This is a genomic window from Streptomyces sp. Ac-502, assembly GCF_045222935.1.
Classification (GTDB): Bacteria; Actinomycetota; Actinomycetes; order Streptomycetales; family Streptomycetaceae; genus Streptomyces; species Streptomyces monomycini.
In genome coordinates, this window is the sequence record NZ_JBHFFO010000001.1 from 786,761 (window position 1) to 801,066 (window position 14,306).

Annotated in this window: 15 protein-coding genes and 2 pseudogenes; 9 read left to right on the forward strand and 8 right to left on the reverse strand. The window is 72.5% G+C overall.

Annotated features, from left to right (window positions below; translation table 11 throughout):
- Positions 1-20: 20 nt before the first annotated feature.
- Complete coding sequence (locus tag ACEXOX_RS03490) at positions 21-386, reverse strand: ArsR/SmtB family transcription factor (protein WP_406519015.1); 366 nt, start codon at positions 384-386, stop codon at positions 21-23.
- A gap of 421 nt (positions 387-807) precedes the next feature.
- Here ACEXOX_RS03490 and ACEXOX_RS03495 point away from each other — a divergent pair, with 421 nt between their 5' ends.
- Positions 808-1,773 (forward strand): hypothetical protein, encoded by a 966-nt coding sequence (locus tag ACEXOX_RS03495; RefSeq protein ID WP_406519017.1) that lies wholly within the window; start codon positions 808-810, stop codon positions 1,771-1,773.
- Between the two features lie 58 nt (positions 1,774-1,831).
- On the opposite strand, the gene ACEXOX_RS03500 is transcribed toward ACEXOX_RS03495, so the two are convergent.
- On the reverse strand, positions 1,832-2,383 hold the full coding sequence (locus ACEXOX_RS03500; protein ID WP_406519018.1) for an SMI1/KNR4 family protein: 552 nt from the start codon (positions 2,381-2,383) through the stop codon (positions 1,832-1,834).
- Positions 2,384-2,525: 142 nt separating this feature from the next.
- Between ACEXOX_RS03500 and ACEXOX_RS03505 the strand changes: the two genes are divergently transcribed.
- Positions 2,526-2,855 carry a DUF6233 domain-containing protein gene (locus tag ACEXOX_RS03505; RefSeq protein WP_406519020.1) on the forward strand — a complete coding sequence of 110 codons (330 nt, stop codon included), beginning with the start codon at positions 2,526-2,528 and terminating at the stop codon, positions 2,853-2,855.
- Positions 2,856-2,885: 30 nt separating this feature from the next.
- On the opposite strand, the pseudogene ACEXOX_RS03510 reads toward ACEXOX_RS03505, so the two are convergent.
- Positions 2,886-4,306: pseudogene (locus ACEXOX_RS03510) on the reverse strand (cytochrome P450).
- Between the two features lie 68 nt (positions 4,307-4,374).
- Positions 4,375-5,199 carry an SDR family oxidoreductase gene (locus ACEXOX_RS03515; protein ID WP_406519022.1) on the reverse strand — a complete coding sequence of 275 codons (825 nt, stop codon included), beginning with the start codon at positions 5,197-5,199 and terminating at the stop codon, positions 4,375-4,377.
- A 130-nt stretch (positions 5,200-5,329) separates the two neighbouring features.
- Here ACEXOX_RS03515 and ACEXOX_RS03520 point away from each other — a divergent pair, with 130 nt between their 5' ends.
- From ACEXOX_RS03520 to ACEXOX_RS03535, 4 genes and pseudogenes are all read left to right on the forward strand, one after another.
- On the forward strand, positions 5,330-5,659 hold the full coding sequence (locus ACEXOX_RS03520) for a hypothetical protein (protein WP_406519024.1): 330 nt from the start codon (positions 5,330-5,332) through the stop codon (positions 5,657-5,659).
- 57 nt (positions 5,660-5,716) lie between these two features.
- The gene (locus tag ACEXOX_RS03525) at positions 5,717-6,070 is read left to right on the forward strand and encodes a hypothetical protein (protein WP_406519026.1); all 354 of its coding nucleotides are present in this window, start codon (positions 5,717-5,719) and stop codon (positions 6,068-6,070) included.
- Positions 6,071-6,306: 236 nt separating this feature from the next.
- Positions 6,307-8,036 (forward strand): annotated as a pseudogene (gene ctaD, locus ACEXOX_RS03530) (cytochrome c oxidase subunit I).
- Positions 8,033-8,419, forward strand: coding sequence for a cytochrome c oxidase subunit 4 (locus ACEXOX_RS03535; RefSeq protein WP_406519028.1), 387 nt, complete (start codon positions 8,033-8,035; stop codon positions 8,417-8,419). The pseudogene ctaD and the gene ACEXOX_RS03535 overlap by 4 nt, the downstream one beginning before the upstream one ends.
- 22 nt (positions 8,420-8,441) lie before the next feature.
- On the opposite strand, the gene ACEXOX_RS03540 is transcribed toward ACEXOX_RS03535, so the two are convergent.
- The 4 genes from ACEXOX_RS03540 to ACEXOX_RS03555 all read right to left on the reverse strand — a co-directional run bounded on the left by ACEXOX_RS03540 (position 8,442) and on the right by ACEXOX_RS03555 (position 11,678).
- Positions 8,442-10,217 carry a cytochrome bc complex cytochrome b subunit gene (locus tag ACEXOX_RS03540; RefSeq protein ID WP_406519030.1) on the reverse strand — a complete coding sequence of 592 codons (1,776 nt, stop codon included), beginning with the start codon at positions 10,215-10,217 and terminating at the stop codon, positions 8,442-8,444.
- Entirely contained in the window at positions 10,099-10,482 is a 384-nt protein-coding gene (locus tag ACEXOX_RS03545) for a DUF6479 family protein (protein ID WP_406519032.1), read from the reverse strand. Before ACEXOX_RS03545 ends, ACEXOX_RS03540 begins: the two co-directional genes overlap by 119 nt.
- Before the next feature lie 117 nt (positions 10,483-10,599).
- Positions 10,600-11,082, reverse strand: a complete 483-nt coding sequence (locus ACEXOX_RS03550; protein WP_406519034.1) for a VOC family protein — start codon at positions 11,080-11,082, stop codon at positions 10,600-10,602.
- Positions 11,083-11,261: 179 nt separating this feature from the next.
- Positions 11,262-11,678 (reverse strand): CBS domain-containing protein, encoded by a 417-nt coding sequence (locus ACEXOX_RS03555; RefSeq protein ID WP_406519036.1) that lies wholly within the window; start codon positions 11,676-11,678, stop codon positions 11,262-11,264.
- Positions 11,679-12,006: 328 nt separating this feature from the next.
- On the opposite strand from ACEXOX_RS03555, the gene ACEXOX_RS03560 reads away from it, so the two are divergent.
- The 3 genes from ACEXOX_RS03560 to ACEXOX_RS03570 are packed head-to-tail and all read left to right on the forward strand — an operon-like array spanning position 12,007 to position 14,287.
- Positions 12,007-12,771 carry an NAD(P)-binding protein gene (locus tag ACEXOX_RS03560; protein ID WP_406519038.1) on the forward strand — a complete coding sequence of 255 codons (765 nt, stop codon included), beginning with the start codon at positions 12,007-12,009 and terminating at the stop codon, positions 12,769-12,771.
- Positions 12,768-13,064 (forward strand): hypothetical protein, encoded by a 297-nt coding sequence (locus ACEXOX_RS03565; RefSeq protein ID WP_406519040.1) that lies wholly within the window; start codon positions 12,768-12,770, stop codon positions 13,062-13,064. The genes ACEXOX_RS03560 and ACEXOX_RS03565 overlap by 4 nt, the downstream gene beginning before the upstream one ends.
- Positions 13,061-14,287 carry a GMC family oxidoreductase gene (locus ACEXOX_RS03570; protein ID WP_406519042.1) on the forward strand — a complete coding sequence of 409 codons (1,227 nt, stop codon included), beginning with the start codon at positions 13,061-13,063 and terminating at the stop codon, positions 14,285-14,287. Before ACEXOX_RS03565 ends, ACEXOX_RS03570 begins: the two co-directional genes overlap by 4 nt.
- The last annotated feature ends 19 nt before the right edge of the window (positions 14,288-14,306 follow it).

Below are 14,306 nucleotides of genomic sequence, written 5' to 3' on the forward strand. Positions count from 1 at the left end.
CCGGCGGTCCCTGGGTGCCGTTACGCGTCGAGGCGTTCGTCCTGGAGTTCCGCTGCCTTCAGGACACGCTCGATCAGGCCGGGGAAGAGTTCGTCCAGGTCCGCGCGGCGCAGTACGTTCATCTTGGCGGTGCCGCGGTAGATCTGACTGATGACGCCGTGCTCGCGCAGTACGCGGTAGTGATGCGTACAGGTCGACTTGCTGACGGGCAGCTCGATGACCGTGCAGGACAGTTCGCCCTGGGCGGCGGCCAGGCGGCGTACGATCCGCAGCCGCATCGGGTCGGCGAGCGCGTGCAGTACGTCTTCGAGACGGATCGCCGAACGGTCCGGGTGGTCCAGGACGCGGGCACCGGGCCGGTCGGCGGATGTCGTGGTGGTCGTCATGGCGGCTCCTGGAAGTCGGCTCCGGGCGGTCGGTTCCTGCCGGGGATCATCATTGTACGAGGAACGTCGTATTTTGACATCCTCGCAGGACGCGGGGCGGACGGCCGGGCCGTGGCCGGCCGGTTCCGGCGGAGCAGCCGCCCGTGCGGGTGGACTGACGCGGTCTCAGCCGCGGATGGCCGACATGCATGCGGCCCGTCGGGGCACTCGTGGCGAAAGAGTGAACCGGCGGAGTCCGGCGGGCCCGTGGGAGCCCTGTCGGGGACGAGTGAGGTACCTGTGAGGTACACGAGGCTGAGGTACCTGTGAGGTATGCGAGGCACGAGTGGCGTACGCGTTGAACAACGGCTGACCACGATCGCCGGACCGCGACCCGGTCGCCGGTTCGCGCCGGAGGGGCGATGACGAAGAGGACCGGCTCGTGACCCGCTCATGGCGGCCCCTTCCGCGCCGGGAGCGGGGGCTGTCGCGCCGGGGACAAGGCCTCCCGCGCCGGGAGCAGGGCCTGCCGCGCCGGAGGCAGGGGCTGTCGCGCCAGGGGCAGGGTCTCGTCGATACGAAGCGGCGGCTTCCGCGTGCCGGGCTGCGGCCGCTGTCGCCGGAGAGGGGCCGCTCGGGGCCAGGGCGGTGCCCGGCGGACGGCGACCGTGCGGCCGGCGGGCCGCGGGAGAGCGCGACCGGCCTGCCGACGCGCATCGGCCGGGCCCTCCTGGCGCAGTGGCACCGCGTCGCCGGGCCGACCTGGACGGCGCTGTGCCGTCGCCGCCTGGCCGCGGTACCTCTGACGGCGGTCTCCACCCTCCTCGTGATCGTCTTTCACGCCCTGGCCCTGACGGACGCCGGAGAACGGCTGGTCTGGTCGCTCGGCGGCGTGCGGGCGGACGTCCCGGTCCGGCTGGTGCTGCTGCGACTGCCGCTGTCGCTGTTCGCGCCCGCGCCGGGGCTCCCGTGGTGGGGAGCGCTCCTGCAAGTGGCCGTGATCTTCGGCGTGGCCGAGTGCGTCCTCGGGACGCTGCGCACACTGACCGTGTCCCTCGTCGTCACGGCCGCGGCGACGTTCTTCGCGCGCTTCCTGCTCACCCTCGGCCCGGGCCACGTCCTGGCGGTCCCGCCGGCCGAGGCGGCGCTGGCCGACACCGGGCCATCCGCGGCCGTACTGGGGCTGCTGATCTGCACCGGATGGGCCTGCCGGGCTCCCGTGCTGAGCATGGGTACGGTGGTGACCTTCTCGCTGGAATGCGTGCTGACCACCACTCTCTCCAGCCGCGCTCACCTGGGCGGCATCGCGGCCGCCCTGCTGTGCGCCGCGGTGGCCTGCCGGCCCCCGGCCCGCGCCGCTGCCCTCTCCCCCGCGCCCGTCACCACCGGCCAGGACGCCGTGCGGTGATTCCGGGCCCGTACGCCCCGGTACGAGTGGCGTGCTCCGTCGGACTTGGGGCGTGGGCTCACGGGCCCGCCAGCCAGTCGCGGTACCAGGCACGGAAGTCGGGACCGATCGGCACGAAGCCGCCCCAGTCGGGATCGATCTGCCACATCTCGCCCGCGTACGGGCCGTTCAGGACGAGCCGGACGAAGATGCCGCAGCCCTGTTCGGCCAGCATGAGGGTGCCCCGGGTCAGCTCGTCGACCGGCGTCCCGATCCGGCCGGGCAGCGGTGCGGTGAGCGGGAACGGTTCGGCGAGCCGGCCCGGCAGCCGGTCTTCCGCCCACACGTCGTCCACGGCCCACTCCTCGTCGGCCTCCGGACGGGGAACGGCCAGCGGCATCAGGCCGTGGCCGGGCCCGGCCGGGCCGTTGCCCACCTCGGCGACGAAGGACCGGTACTCCGCCGGCAGCGCGATGCCGTGGGATTGCTCGAATGCCCGGATCTCCGCCTCCGGGAGCGGCGGCGCCAAGGCGTAGCCGTGCGTGCACGCCCCGAAACGCTTCCGTTCCGGGTCTCGTGCGGCCATCTCCCGTATCCGTGCGCGGACGCCGTCCTCGTGCCAGTTCCCCATCCGGCGACCGTAGCGATGACGTCCGCATGCTCACGTTCCCCCGCCTGTTCATCGGCTCCGAGGTCCGGGTCAGGGACGGACCGTTCGAGAGTCACGGACAGACCGTTCGAGGCGGGACGACGGAAGGACTAGACTCGAACGCGTGAGCGAATTGCCCCCTGACCTGCCGCGCCTCCGCACCCTGGAGACGTGGCTGCGCCTGCAGCTCGCCGCCGTCCGGGCCCGTATCCAGCACCTCGAACAAGAGGAGCGCGACCGCCCCGTACCGGTCCGGCCGCCCCGGCCCGACTGGCTGCTGGAGACCGAGCGCCTCGGGGGCCGCAACGGGCGGCCCGTCCGCGTTCATGTCGGCGGGTGTGGCCAGGCGCGCGGCCGGGCCATCAGCCGTGCGCAGGCGGCCGACGCCCTGAGCCGGGGCGTGGAGGCGTGTTACGGCTGCCGTCCGGACACCGAGCTGGGCATTTTGGGCTGAACCGGCTACGGCACGGGTACGGGCTGACGGTCACGGACGCACCCGCGCACGCAGGGTGGCGGTCAACGGCATGGCGGGCTGGATCAGGATGCCGGTGCGGTGGGGGACGTCGCCCGGCGCGACGTCCAGGTGGAAGCGCTGCGCCAGGGTGGCCAGCAGCAACGCCGCCTCCACCTGCGCGAACCGCGCGCCGATACAGCCACGGGGGCCACCGCCGAACGGGAACCAGGCGTGGTCGGGGATGGCGTCGGGGGCGTCGGCGTCCCAGCGTTCGGGGCGGAACGCCGCCGGGTCGGGGAACCAGCGCGGGTCGCGGTGGGTCGTCCACTGGCTGCACCACACCGCCGTCCCGGCCGGGACGGCGGTGCCGCCCAGCACGGCGCCCTCCCGGGCCACGGCGGGAATCACCCAGGACGGCGGATAGATCCGCAGGGTCTCCTTGACGATCTGCCGGGTCCAGGCGAGGCGTCCGTAGTCGTCGGCGGTGGGCGGGCGACCGCCGAGGACCCGGTCCAGTTCGTCGTCGAGCCGATCCCGCGCTCGAGGTGACCGCGACAGCAGGTACCAGGTCCACGTCAGCGCGGTGGAGGTGGTCTCGTGACCGGCGACCCAGAGGGTCACCGCTTCGTCGCGTACCTCCTTGGCGGTGAGCGGGCGGCCCTCCTCGTCCCGGGCTTCGAGGAGGCGGGTCAGCAGGTCGTCGTCTCCGATCCCGGTCCGGCCTTCGCCTCGGCCCCGGTCTCCACCTGCGTCGGTGTCGGTGTCGCCGTCGGCGGCCGGTCCGCCCTGCCGCGCGCCGATCAGCCGGTGCACCTCGGCGTCGATGGTGGCGACGGCGTGCAGCAGGCGCCGCCGGGAGGGGTGGGCACCCGGTGCGGCAGGAAGAGTCCGACGCCGCGCAGCTCGGCGGCCATCACCTGCTCGGCCACCGCCATCGCCTCACCGAGCGCCCGGGTGCGGTCGCCGAGATCGTTGCCGAACAGGGTACGGAGCACGATGCGCTGGGTGAGGAGCGTCATCTCCCGCTGTACGTCGACACGTTCGCCCGCGCGCCACCGGCCGGCCGCCGCGAGGGCGCTGTCGACCATGGTCCGGGCGTAGTGGTGCACCTGGCGCGGGCGGACGGCCGGCTGGACCAGGCTGCGTTTGCGGCGCCAGTCGGCACCCGTACTGCGGACGACGCTCGTGCCGGTGAGGCGCTGGAACGCCCAGCCGAGTTCCAGGAGGCCGTAGGCGTGCTCCCGGGAGGCGAGAAATTCGGCGATGTGCTGCGGGTGGGAGAGGAACAGGCTGCGCTGCGGGCCGAGGGACCACGTCACGGCGTCCCCGTACTCGTCCCGCAGCCGGGTCATGAAAGCGAGAGGGTCCTTGCCGAAGGCGGGGAGATTCCCGAGCCACGGCAGGCCGCGGGGGCCGGGGACGGGACGGAGCGGGACGGTCTGCGCGGGCACGGCTCCTCCGAGTGGGGTGCGGGGCCGTCCCGGGGCTTCCCGCCGCCGGGACCGCCCGGTGTCCGGTCTCACTGCCTGAGGTCCCAGACCGCCGCCTGCTGCCGCTTCACCTCGTCGATACGGTCCGCGGGGAGGAAATTGCGGAAGAGACCGGACTCCTCCTCCGCGACCTTCACGAAGAGTTCGACGATCTCCTCGGGGTCCCGCTGGCTCTCCCCGGTCATCTCGTGGTAATCGTCGGCGAGCCGTACCTCGACGCCGAGGTCCGTGGTGAAGTGCTCGGCGCTGAAGGATTTCTCCCGGTCGAACCAGACGCGCAGCGCGTCTCCCATCCGGTCGTTGAAGCCGGTCTGGTACGGGCCCGGGTTGATGGTGCACACCTGGACGCCGAGCGGCTTGAGTTCGTCGTGCATCGCCTGCGCGATCGACTCGATGGCGTACTTGGAGGCGCAGTACGGGCCGAGATACGGATTGGTCGTCAGGCCGGCGATGGACGACAGCCAGACGATGCGGCCGCTGCCGCGTCCGGCCATCTGCCGGGCGAATCCCTGGGCCAAAGCGAGGTGGCCGAACACATTCACCTCGAAGACCTGCCGGAGCAGTTCCAGGGGAATTTCGGACAGCGGGCCCATTTCCCCGACGGCGGCATTGTTGAACAGCACGTCCACGTCCCAGGTGTGCGCCTGGCGGCGGTGGAGCGCGCTGGTGACGTCCAGGTTCTCCACCTGGAGCGCGACGCCGCGCCGGTCCGCCTCCCTGGTCAGCTCGGTCATCTGCGGACGATTCTCGGCCGCCGCGATGACCTGGTGTCCGCGTTCGGCGAGGCGCAGGGCGGCGTCACGGCCGAAGCCGGAGCCCGCGCCGGTGATGAGGATGCGTTTGCCGGCTGTCACGGCAGCTCCTTTCCGCGGGCGGTGACCGGCTTTCGCGGCGGTGATCTCACCCGTTCGACGACATGCGCAGACAGTAGCCGAATGACTACTCTTTGCGCATGAACCGAGGGGCTGCCGGGGCCACCGATCCGTGGGACGGACCGGTGTCCTGGTGCTGATCACCGTGCTGCTCGCCCTGTGCGGTACGGCGCCCGCGGCCCTCGAACCGGGTGCCGGGCCGGCCGAGGCCGCCGCCATGTCGGCGGAGCCGGCGTCCGACGACAGCGTCCCTCAGGCTGCCGCGCTCCGGGCGCCCCGGTCCGGACGTATCGGCCGCTCCCCCGCGGCCCGGACCCTCACCACGTCCCTGCCGTGCCACGCCGGACGTCTCGCCAGGCTTTTCGCCCGCTGGGCCGATCTGCGGTCGGACGTACGCGACGCCGCCGGTGACCGCGCGCGCCACACCGTCCTGCGCTGCTGACCGGGACCGCGCTCCCGCACCAGCACAGCAGCGATCAGCAGGAGAGGTGCGTCCATCATGCCCATCGACCCCCAGCACGCGCTGGAAGGCTATCTGCGTGCCCTGAGCTACGACCCGCACGAAGCCGAGTCGAAGCCCGATTCCAAGTCCGAGCCGCAGACCGAGCCGCAATCAGAGCCGAACCAGAATCCCACCGGCCCGACCCCCACCCCCGCCTCCGAGTCCGCTCCGCGCAGGAAGCCCGTCCCCGCCCCCGCGGCGGAGCCGCGCCCGCTGCCGCGGCCAGGCCCGGTCTTCTGTGGCGGCTGCGGCTGCTGTCCCTGCGCCGCGGCCCGGCGGCCGCCGAGGAAACGCGCCGGGCCTGAGCCGCAGCGGCGTGCACGGCTGAACCACAGCGGTGTCCACGGCTGAGCCGCCCCACCAGCCGTCCCTCGCGGCGGGCCTTTCCCCGGCGCGAGGGACGGCCGGTGCACCCTTCCGGGTGGCGGCTGCCTGCCCCGCACCGTGGGCACCGGCGATCCGGCCGTCACCGGTGTCAGGCTGTCGGGTGACCGGTCGGCGGCCGCGCGCCGGCCCGGTGTGCGCGTGCCGCGCGGTACGGGTCGGCGTGCCCGCGTCGGTCTCCGGCGTGGGCCGGGCGGAGGTTCATGGTCATCGAGGTCGGGCAGGACACGCGTACGCAGGGCGGCGCGGCGCTCCGTGACGACGCGGCGCCCCGCAACACGGTGGGCCGTGCGGTACGCCGCTGGCTGACCACCACCGATCACAAGGTGATCGGAAACCTCTATCTCGTGACCGCCTTTGGCTTCTTTCTGCTGGCGGGTGCGCTGGCGATGGTGATGCGCGCCGAACTGGCCCGGCCCGGGCTGCAGATCGTCAGCAACGAGCAGTACAACCAGCTCTTCACCATCCACGGCACGGTCATGATGCTGCTGTTCGCGACGCCCATGTTCGCCGGGTTCGCGAACGCGGTGATGCCGGTCCAGATCGGCGCCCCCGACGTGGCCTTTCCGCGTCTGAACGCCCTGACGTACTGGCTGTTCCTCTTCGGCGGCCTGACGGTGGTCTCGGGGTTCCTCACCCCGGGGGCGCCGCGTCGTTCGGATGGTTCGCCTACGCGCCGCTCAACGGCGCCGTCCGCAGTCCGGGCGCGGGCGGTGACCTGTGGACCATGGGCCTGGTGGTGTCGGGGCTCAGCACCACGCTGGGCGCGGTGAACTTCATCGCCACCATCATGTGCCTGCGTGCCCCGGGCATGACCATGTTCCGGATGCCGATCTTCACCTGGAACGTGCTGTTCACCTCGATCCTGGCGCTGCTCGCCTTCCCCGTACTGACGGCCGCGCTGCTCGCCCTGGAGGCGGACCGGAAGTTCGGTGCGCACCTCTACGATCCCGCGTTCGGCGGAGCGGTCCTGTGGCAGCACCTGTTCTGGTTCTTCGGGCATCCGGAGGTCTACATCGTCGCCCTGCCGTTCTTCGGCGTGATCACGGAGATCGTCCCGGTCTTCAGCCGTAAACCGGTGTTCGGATACCTCGGCATGGTGGGCGCGACCATCGCCATCACCATGCTCTCGGCGACCGTGTGGGCGCATCACATGTTCGCCACAGGTGCGGTGCTGCTGCCGTTCTTCTCGCTGATGTCCTTTCTGATCGCGGCGCCGACCGGGGTGAAGTTCTTCAACTGGATCGGCACCATGTGGCGGGGCAGTGTCTCGTTCGAGACGCCGATGCTGTGGGCGGGCGGTTTTCTGGTGACCTTTCTGCTCGGTGGGCTGAGCGGTGTGCTGATCGCGTCACCGCCGCTGGACTTCCACGTCACCGACTCGTACTTCATCGTCGCGCATCTGCATTACGTGCTGTTCGGGACGGTGGTCTTCGCGATGTTCGGCGGTTTCTACTTCTGGTGGCCGAAGCTGACCGGCCGGATGCTCGACGAGCGGCTGGGGAGAATTCACTTCTGGTCGCTGTTCACCGGTTTCCAGCTGACGTTCCTGGTGCAGCACTGGCTGGGTTCGAGCGGCATGCCCCGGCGGTACGCCGACTATCTGGCCGCCGACGGATTCACCGTACTGAATTCGGTCTCCTCGGCCGGTGCGTTCCTGCTGGGGATTTCCACGCTGCCGTTCCTGTACAACGTGTGGCGTACGGCGCGGTGGGCGCCGAAGGTGCTGGTGGACGATCCGTGGGGGTGGGGCAGGTCGCTGGAGTGGGCGACGTCCTGCCCGCCGCCCCGGCACAACTTCCACGCACTGCCCCGGGTGCGGTCCGACTCGCCCGCCTTCGACCTGCACCATCCCGAGGTGCTGCGGCTGCCCGCTCCCCAGCGCGGCGGGGACGTGCCGACCCCCGACCCGCACCAGGAGCGTCACCCGTGAAGGCCGAGGCGCTGCTGTTCGCCGGTGTGGCGGGGTTCTTCCTCGTGGCCGGGCTCGGCTACGCGCTGTGGTCCCGGGAACCCGCCGGTACGGCGGCGCTGGCCGTCTCGTGTCTGATGGCGCTTCTCGTGAGCGGGTTCTGCGCGGTCAACCACCGCAGGCGCGGACCGCGGCCGGAGGACCGCAAGGAGGCGGAGGTGCGCGAGCGGACCGGCGGGCTCGGGTTCTTCCCGCCGCGCAGCGGCTATCCGCCGCTGACCGGTCTGGCGGTGGCGCTGACCGCGCTGGGGGTCGTCTTCGGCCTGTGGCTGTTCGTCATCGGGGTCGGCCTGCTGGTGGCGGGGGTGGTCGGCATGGTGTCGGAGTTCGCCGGACGGTCGTGAGGAAGGTCGTACGGGAACCCCTTCAGCTGCGGTCCGGGCTCCGCTCCGGTGCGGCCGTGTGCTCGGCGATGCGAGCCTGTTGTTCGGGGGTGACCGGCAGTTCGACCCGGTCACGGTGGTACCAGTGGCTCAGCGCCAGCCGGACCCGCTGCCGGCGCGTGGGACGGGCGGTGTCCGCAGGTGGCAGGAGCGGCTCGGGGAGGTCGCGCACGAGCAGCCGGTACCGGCGATCGGCGGACAGGCGGCGGCGCCCCTCGCCGAGCCCGCCGCACACGTCCTGCGTCACCTCGCCCGTCTCCTCCCCGTCCGTCAGCGCGTCGCGGTCCTCGCTCTGGAGGGCGAGGCAGATCCGCTGGGTGAGCCAGAAGGCGAGGACCGGGGTCACGACGAGGGCGATACGGAAGAACCAGGTCAGGGCGTTCACCGAGACGCGGAAGCCGAAGGCGGTCACGTCGCTGCCGCCGGCGGCCAGGAGCACGGCGTAGCAGACGAGGCCGGCGACTCCGAGGCCCGTGCGGGTGGGCCGGTTCCGCGGCCGGTCGCACAGGTGGTGTTCCTTGCTGTCCCTGGTCAGCCAGGCTTCGCAGAACGGATAGAGGTACAGGACGAGGAAGAGCAGGCCGGGCAGGACCACCGCGGGGAGCAGGACGCTCCACAGGACCGTGTGGCCCCAGAGGTCGCTCTCCCACGGCGGCATGAGCCGCAGCGCGCCCTCCAGGAAGCCGACGTACCAGTCGGGCTGCGCGTCGGTGGCGACCTGGTCCGCGCGGTACGGCCCGTACTCCCACACGGGGTTGATCTGGGCCAGCGCCCCCAGGAGCGTCAGAACGCCCGCGGTCATGAAGAACAGGCCCGCGGACTTCGCGGTGAAGTGGGGGTACATCGGGCGGCCGACGACGTTGCGGTTGGTCCGGCCGCGCTCGTTCCACTGCGTGTGTTTGAGGTGGACGACCAGGATCAGATGTGCCGTGATCAGCGCGACCAGGATGCCCGGGACGAGCAGGATGTGCAGCCCGTACAGCCGGTTGACGAGGTCCGTGCCCGGGAACGGGCCGCCCCACAGGAAGAAGCTCAGGTACGTGCCGGCGAGCGGGATCGACAGCACGATGGTGTGCGCGGTGCGCAGGCCGGTGCCGGACAGCGAGTCGTCGGGCAGCGAGTACCCGGCGAAGCCCTCCAGCATGGCCAGCATGAACAGCGTCACGCCGATGATCCAGTTGACCTCCCTGGGCCTGCGGAAGGCGCCGGTGAAGAAGACGCGGAGCAGATGGACGCCGATGGCGGCGACGAAGACCAGCGCGGCCCAGTGGTGGATCTGCCGGATCAGCAGTCCGCCGCGTACGTCGAAGCTGATGCGCAGCGTGGAGGAGTACGCCTGCGACATGGGCAGTCCGGACAGCGGGGTGTGCCGGCCGTGGTAGACGGTCTGCGCGGTCACCGGGTCGAAGAACAGGGTCAGGTACGTGCCGGTGAGGACGAGGACGAGGAAGCCGTAGAGCGCGAGTTCGCCGAGCAGGAACGACCAGTGGTCCGGGAACGCCTTGCGCAGCAGGGCCTTGGCGCCTTCGGCCAGCGGCAGGCGGCGGTCGAGTGCCTCGAAGGCGGTGTGGGCCGGGTCGGCGGTGCGGTCGCGGGGCGGTGCGGGTGGCTTCCGCCGGGGAAGACCATGGGGCGCGGCCTCAGCCGTTGCCGAACGAGCCGCTCTTCCCCTCGTTCCACGGCGGCGGTTCGTCGGAGTCGCCGGGGCGCGTCCCGTACTCGCCCATGTCCTTGCCCCCGGCAGCCGGTGCCGCGTCATGGCTCTCCCGGGACACCCCGTCGGTCTCCCGTGCCGACGTGCCGTTCCGGTCCGCCGTCCTCGCGTGCCGGGGCCGTGCGTGGGCGCGCGGCGGGCGGTCCTTGTTGCGCGCGCGGCGCCGGTAGCCGTACACCACGGCGCCGATGAGCAGGAGGACGACGACGATGCCCGCGATGAGGGGGCCGATGCCGATGGCCAGGTGGGAGGCGGCCGTCGGCGCTTCGACCGGCAGGGGTGCGGCCGTCAGGGGAGCATCGAGAGACATGGGGGCTGCTTACCCGTTGGTCCCGGTTTGCCATCAAAGGCGCCCCCAAACGAGTGGGGGCGCCGGTGCGCACACGGCGGGGCACGGACGGGCTGCCCGTGCCCCGCCGTCCGCGCCCTACCGCTCTCCGGCGTGCGCCCTGCGGACGGCCGCGAGGTCGATCTTGTGCATCTGGAACATCGCCTCGCTGGCCCGCTTCGCCTTGGCCGGGTCGGAGTCGGTCACCAGCTTCAGGAGTTCCGTGGGGAAGACCTGCCAGGACACGCCGTACTTGTCCTTGAGCCAGCCGCACTGCCCTTCTTCGCCGCCGTCCGTGAGCCGGTCCCAGTAGTAGTCCACCTCTTCCTGGTCGGCGCAGCGGACCTGGAACGAGACGGCTTCGCTGAACGTGAACTCCGGGCCGCCGTTGAGGCCCATGAACTTCTGGCCGTTGAGGACGAACTCGACCGCCATCACCGCGCCGGGCGTCCCGGGCCCGGCCTCGTTGTAACGGGCGATGTGGCCGAGCTGGGAGTTCTTGAAGATGGACAGGTAGTGGTGGGCCGCTTCCTCGGCCTGGCCGTCGAACCACAGACAGGTCGTGAAGTCGTCGATCGCCATGGTGTGCCTCCCGTCGTGTGGGCTCGTGTATACCCGCACGGCGGAGGCCGCGCCATAACCAAACCGATGTTCGAACCGGAGTGCACGGTGATTGACGGAGGTGCGCCCACGCCGCGTACACCATCGTGCCTACGGTCCGGCGTGGCCGCACCCCGTCCCCACGGGAGTGTGCGGCGCCCTCAGTCGGTGGAGAGGGCTTCGAGGAGATCGCCCGCCTTGGAGTCGGGCAGGGCGCGGGCGACGTCGGCCAGCGCGACCATGCCGACCAGGCGGTGGCCGTCGATCACCGGCAGGCGCCGGACCTTGTGCCGGGTCATGGTCGCGAGGATCTCCTCCGCGCCGTCGTCGGCGCCGATCGTCACGGCCTCGCCCTGGGCCAGTTCGCCGGCCTTGGTCTGCGCGGGGTCCTTGCCCCGGCCCAGCACCTTGACGACGATGTCGCGGTCCGTCAGGACGCCCTTGAGCCGGTCGTCCGTACCGCAGATCGGGACCGCTCCGACGCCGAGGTCGGTGAGCTTGCGGGCCGCGTCGAGGACGCTCTCCTCGGCGCCGACGCACTCGGCTCCGGGAGTCATGATGTCGCGTGCAGCAGGCATGGTTCCGCCCTTCTTCGTGAGATGTGCCGGTGCCTGACCGCGGCCTCGCGGGGCGGGCTGAACCCCCGTTCCGGCCGCAGGCACACGCGTTCCCCGCTGGTCGGATAGCTAACGTCGCCTGGGCGGATTGGGCCGGATGCCGATCCGCGGCTCGGACGCCGGTGGCCGCGGCCAGGGAGCCCCCTCCTGGCACACGGCACGCGGGCTCCGCGGAGCGCACCGTCCGGCCGCCCCGGCCTTCCGGATGTGCGCACGGCGGAGCGTTGCTCTACTGGGAGGTCCGGCCGCCGCGGCCCGCGCGGCCGCCGCCGAACCGGAGGGACGGACCGTGGCCGAGGTGTCGGCGGGGAACGGGCCGGGGCGGCCCGAGCGGGTCGGCGCGCTCGTCGTCGGTTCCGGCTTCGGGGGGTCGGTGGCGGCGTACCGGCTGGCGGAGGCGGGGCTCTCCGTCGTCGTCCTGGAGCGCGGCCGGGCGTATCCGCCGGGGAGTTTCCCCCGGACCCCGGCGGAGCTGGGGCGGGCCCTGTGGGACCCGAGCGAGGGGCTGTACGGCCTGTTCGACGTCTGGCGGTTCGGGGGCTGCGACTCCCTCGTCTCCAGCGGGCTGGGCGGCGGTTCACTGATCTACGCCAACGTGCTGCTCCGCAAGGAGCCGCGCTGGTTCGTGCGGCGGGAGGAACTGCCCGGCGGCGGCCACGAGTGCTGGCCGCTGACCCGCGCGGACCTCGACCCGCACTACGACGCGGTCGAGTCGGTGCTGCGCCCGGTCCCGTACCCGGTGGACACCGAGCCGTACGCCCGTACGCCGAAGACCCGGGCGCTGCGGGAGGCGGCCGGGCGGGCGGGGCTGCCGTGGTCACCGGCGCCGCTCGCGGTCAGCTTCGCCCCCGCCCCGGCGCGCCGCCCGCCCCCGGTCTGCCGCTGGCGGACGAGCCGTACGGCAGTCTCCACGGCGTGCCGCGCGGCACCTGCCGGCTCACCGGTGAGTGCGACCTGGGCTGCAACAACGGCGCGAAGAACACCCTCGACCACACCTATCTGTCCGCCGCGCGCCACCACGGCGCCGACCTGCGGACCGGGCACCAGGCCGTGACCGTGGAGCCGCTGGAGGGCGGCGGTTACCGGGTGGGGTACGTCGTGCACGACCTGGACGGCGCCGGGCCGCCGGTACGCACCGCCGATCTGCCACGGCGCCACATCGACTGCGACCGGCTGGTGCTGGCGGCGGGCACGTACGGCACGGTGCACCTGCTGCTGACCAACCGGGCGCGGCTGCCCGGTCTGGGCCCGGCGCTGGGCACCCGGTTCTGCGGCAACGGTGATCTGCTCACCTTCCTCTACGGCAGGCGGGGCACGCCGGTGCCGCCCCGGACCGGGGGCCGGTGATCACCGGCGTGGTGGGCGAGCCGGACGGCGGCCCGGGGCGCGGGCACATCGTCCAGGACGGCGGCTATCCGGGCTTCCTGAACTGGCTCGCGGAGGGCGTGCGGCTGGTCGGTGGCGCCGGGCGACTGGCCGCGTTCGCCGCCGGTCTGGCGCGGGACCACGTCCTCGGTGCGGCGGACAGCAACCTCTCCGGCGAGATCGCCGCCCTGCTCGGGCCCGGCAAGGGCTTCCCCGGGGTGCTGCCGCTGCTGGGCGTGGGCCGGGACGTGCCCGACGGGGTGATGGGGCTGCGGGACGGCCGGCTGGACGTCCGGTGGACGACCGCCACGAGCCGGGCGTACTACGAGGGCGTCCGCACCACGATGCGGCGGCTGGCCGACGCGATGGGGACGGGGTTCCTGGACAACCCCGTCTGGTGGTGGCGGCGGGTGGTCACCGTCCACCCAGTGGGCGGCGCGCCCATCGGCGACCGCCCGGAGGAGGCCGTCTGCGACCCGTACGGCGAGGTGTTCGGGCACCCGCGCCTGTACGTGGCGGACGCCGCGGCGCTGCCGGGGCCGGTCGGGGTGAACCCGTCGCTGACCATCGCGGCGCTGGCGGACCGGATGAGCACCCGGCTGCTGGAGGACCGGCCGCCCCGGCGGGCGCACCGCCCGCCCACCGCACCGGCCACGGCCCTGACGTTCGCCGAGGTCATGCGCGGCGCGCTGGCCGACGGGCCGGGGCTCGTCCTGCGTCTGACCGTCACCGTCGACGACGTGGATGCCTTCATCGACTCGCCGGACCACCGGGCCGCCGTGCGCGGCGCGGTCGACTGCGATCCGCTGGGCGGCCGGCTGCCGGTACGGGAGGGCTGGTTCAACCTGCTCGTACCGGGCGGGCCTCCGGGGCGCCGGCGGATGCTCTACCACCTCCACCTGGACGGGCCGCAGGGCCGCCCGCTGACCCTCACCGGCCGCAAGGAGGTGGGCGACGACCCCGGGCCCGACCTGTGGGCGGACACGACCACCCTGGCGTTCGAGATCCGTCACGGGCGGCACGCACCGGGCGAGGAGACCGGACAGCCGCCGCTCTGTTCCGGTGTGGTGCGCGTGGGCCGGCTGGACTTCGTCCGGCAGCTGGCCTCCATGCGCGCGACGGGGCCCGCGCCGCTCGCCGCGCTCGCCCGGTTCGGGGAGTTCTTCGCCGGGGAGCTGTGGGGGGTGTACGGGCCGGGGCGGTGACCAGCGCCGGGGTGTCTGC

What these genes read in the sequence shown, in the direction of transcription:
- ACEXOX_RS03490 (WP_406519015.1), bottom strand. Translation starts at nt 386, where the DNA reads ATGACGACCACCACGACATCCGCCGACCGGCCCGGTGCCCGCGTCCTG.
- ACEXOX_RS03500 (WP_406519018.1), bottom strand. Translation starts at nt 2,383, where the DNA reads ATGGGGAACTGGCACGAGGACGGCGTCCGCGCACGGATACGGGAGATG.
- ACEXOX_RS03525 (WP_406519026.1), top strand. Translation starts at nt 5,717, where the DNA reads ATGCCCATCGACCCCCAGCACGCGCTGGAAGGCTATCTGCGTGCCCTG.
- ACEXOX_RS03540 (WP_406519030.1), bottom strand. Translation starts at nt 10,217, where the DNA reads ATGACGCGGCACCGGCTGCCGGGGGCAAGGACATGGGCGAGTACGGGA.
- ACEXOX_RS03545 (WP_406519032.1), bottom strand. Translation starts at nt 10,482, where the DNA reads ATGTCTCTCGATGCTCCCCTGACGGCCGCACCCCTGCCGGTCGAAGCG.
- ACEXOX_RS03550 (WP_406519034.1), bottom strand. Translation starts at nt 11,082, where the DNA reads ATGGCGATCGACGACTTCACGACCTGTCTGTGGTTCGACGGCCAGGCC.
- ACEXOX_RS03555 (WP_406519036.1), bottom strand. Translation starts at nt 11,678, where the DNA reads ATGCCTGCTGCACGCGACATCATGACTCCCGGAGCCGAGTGCGTCGGC.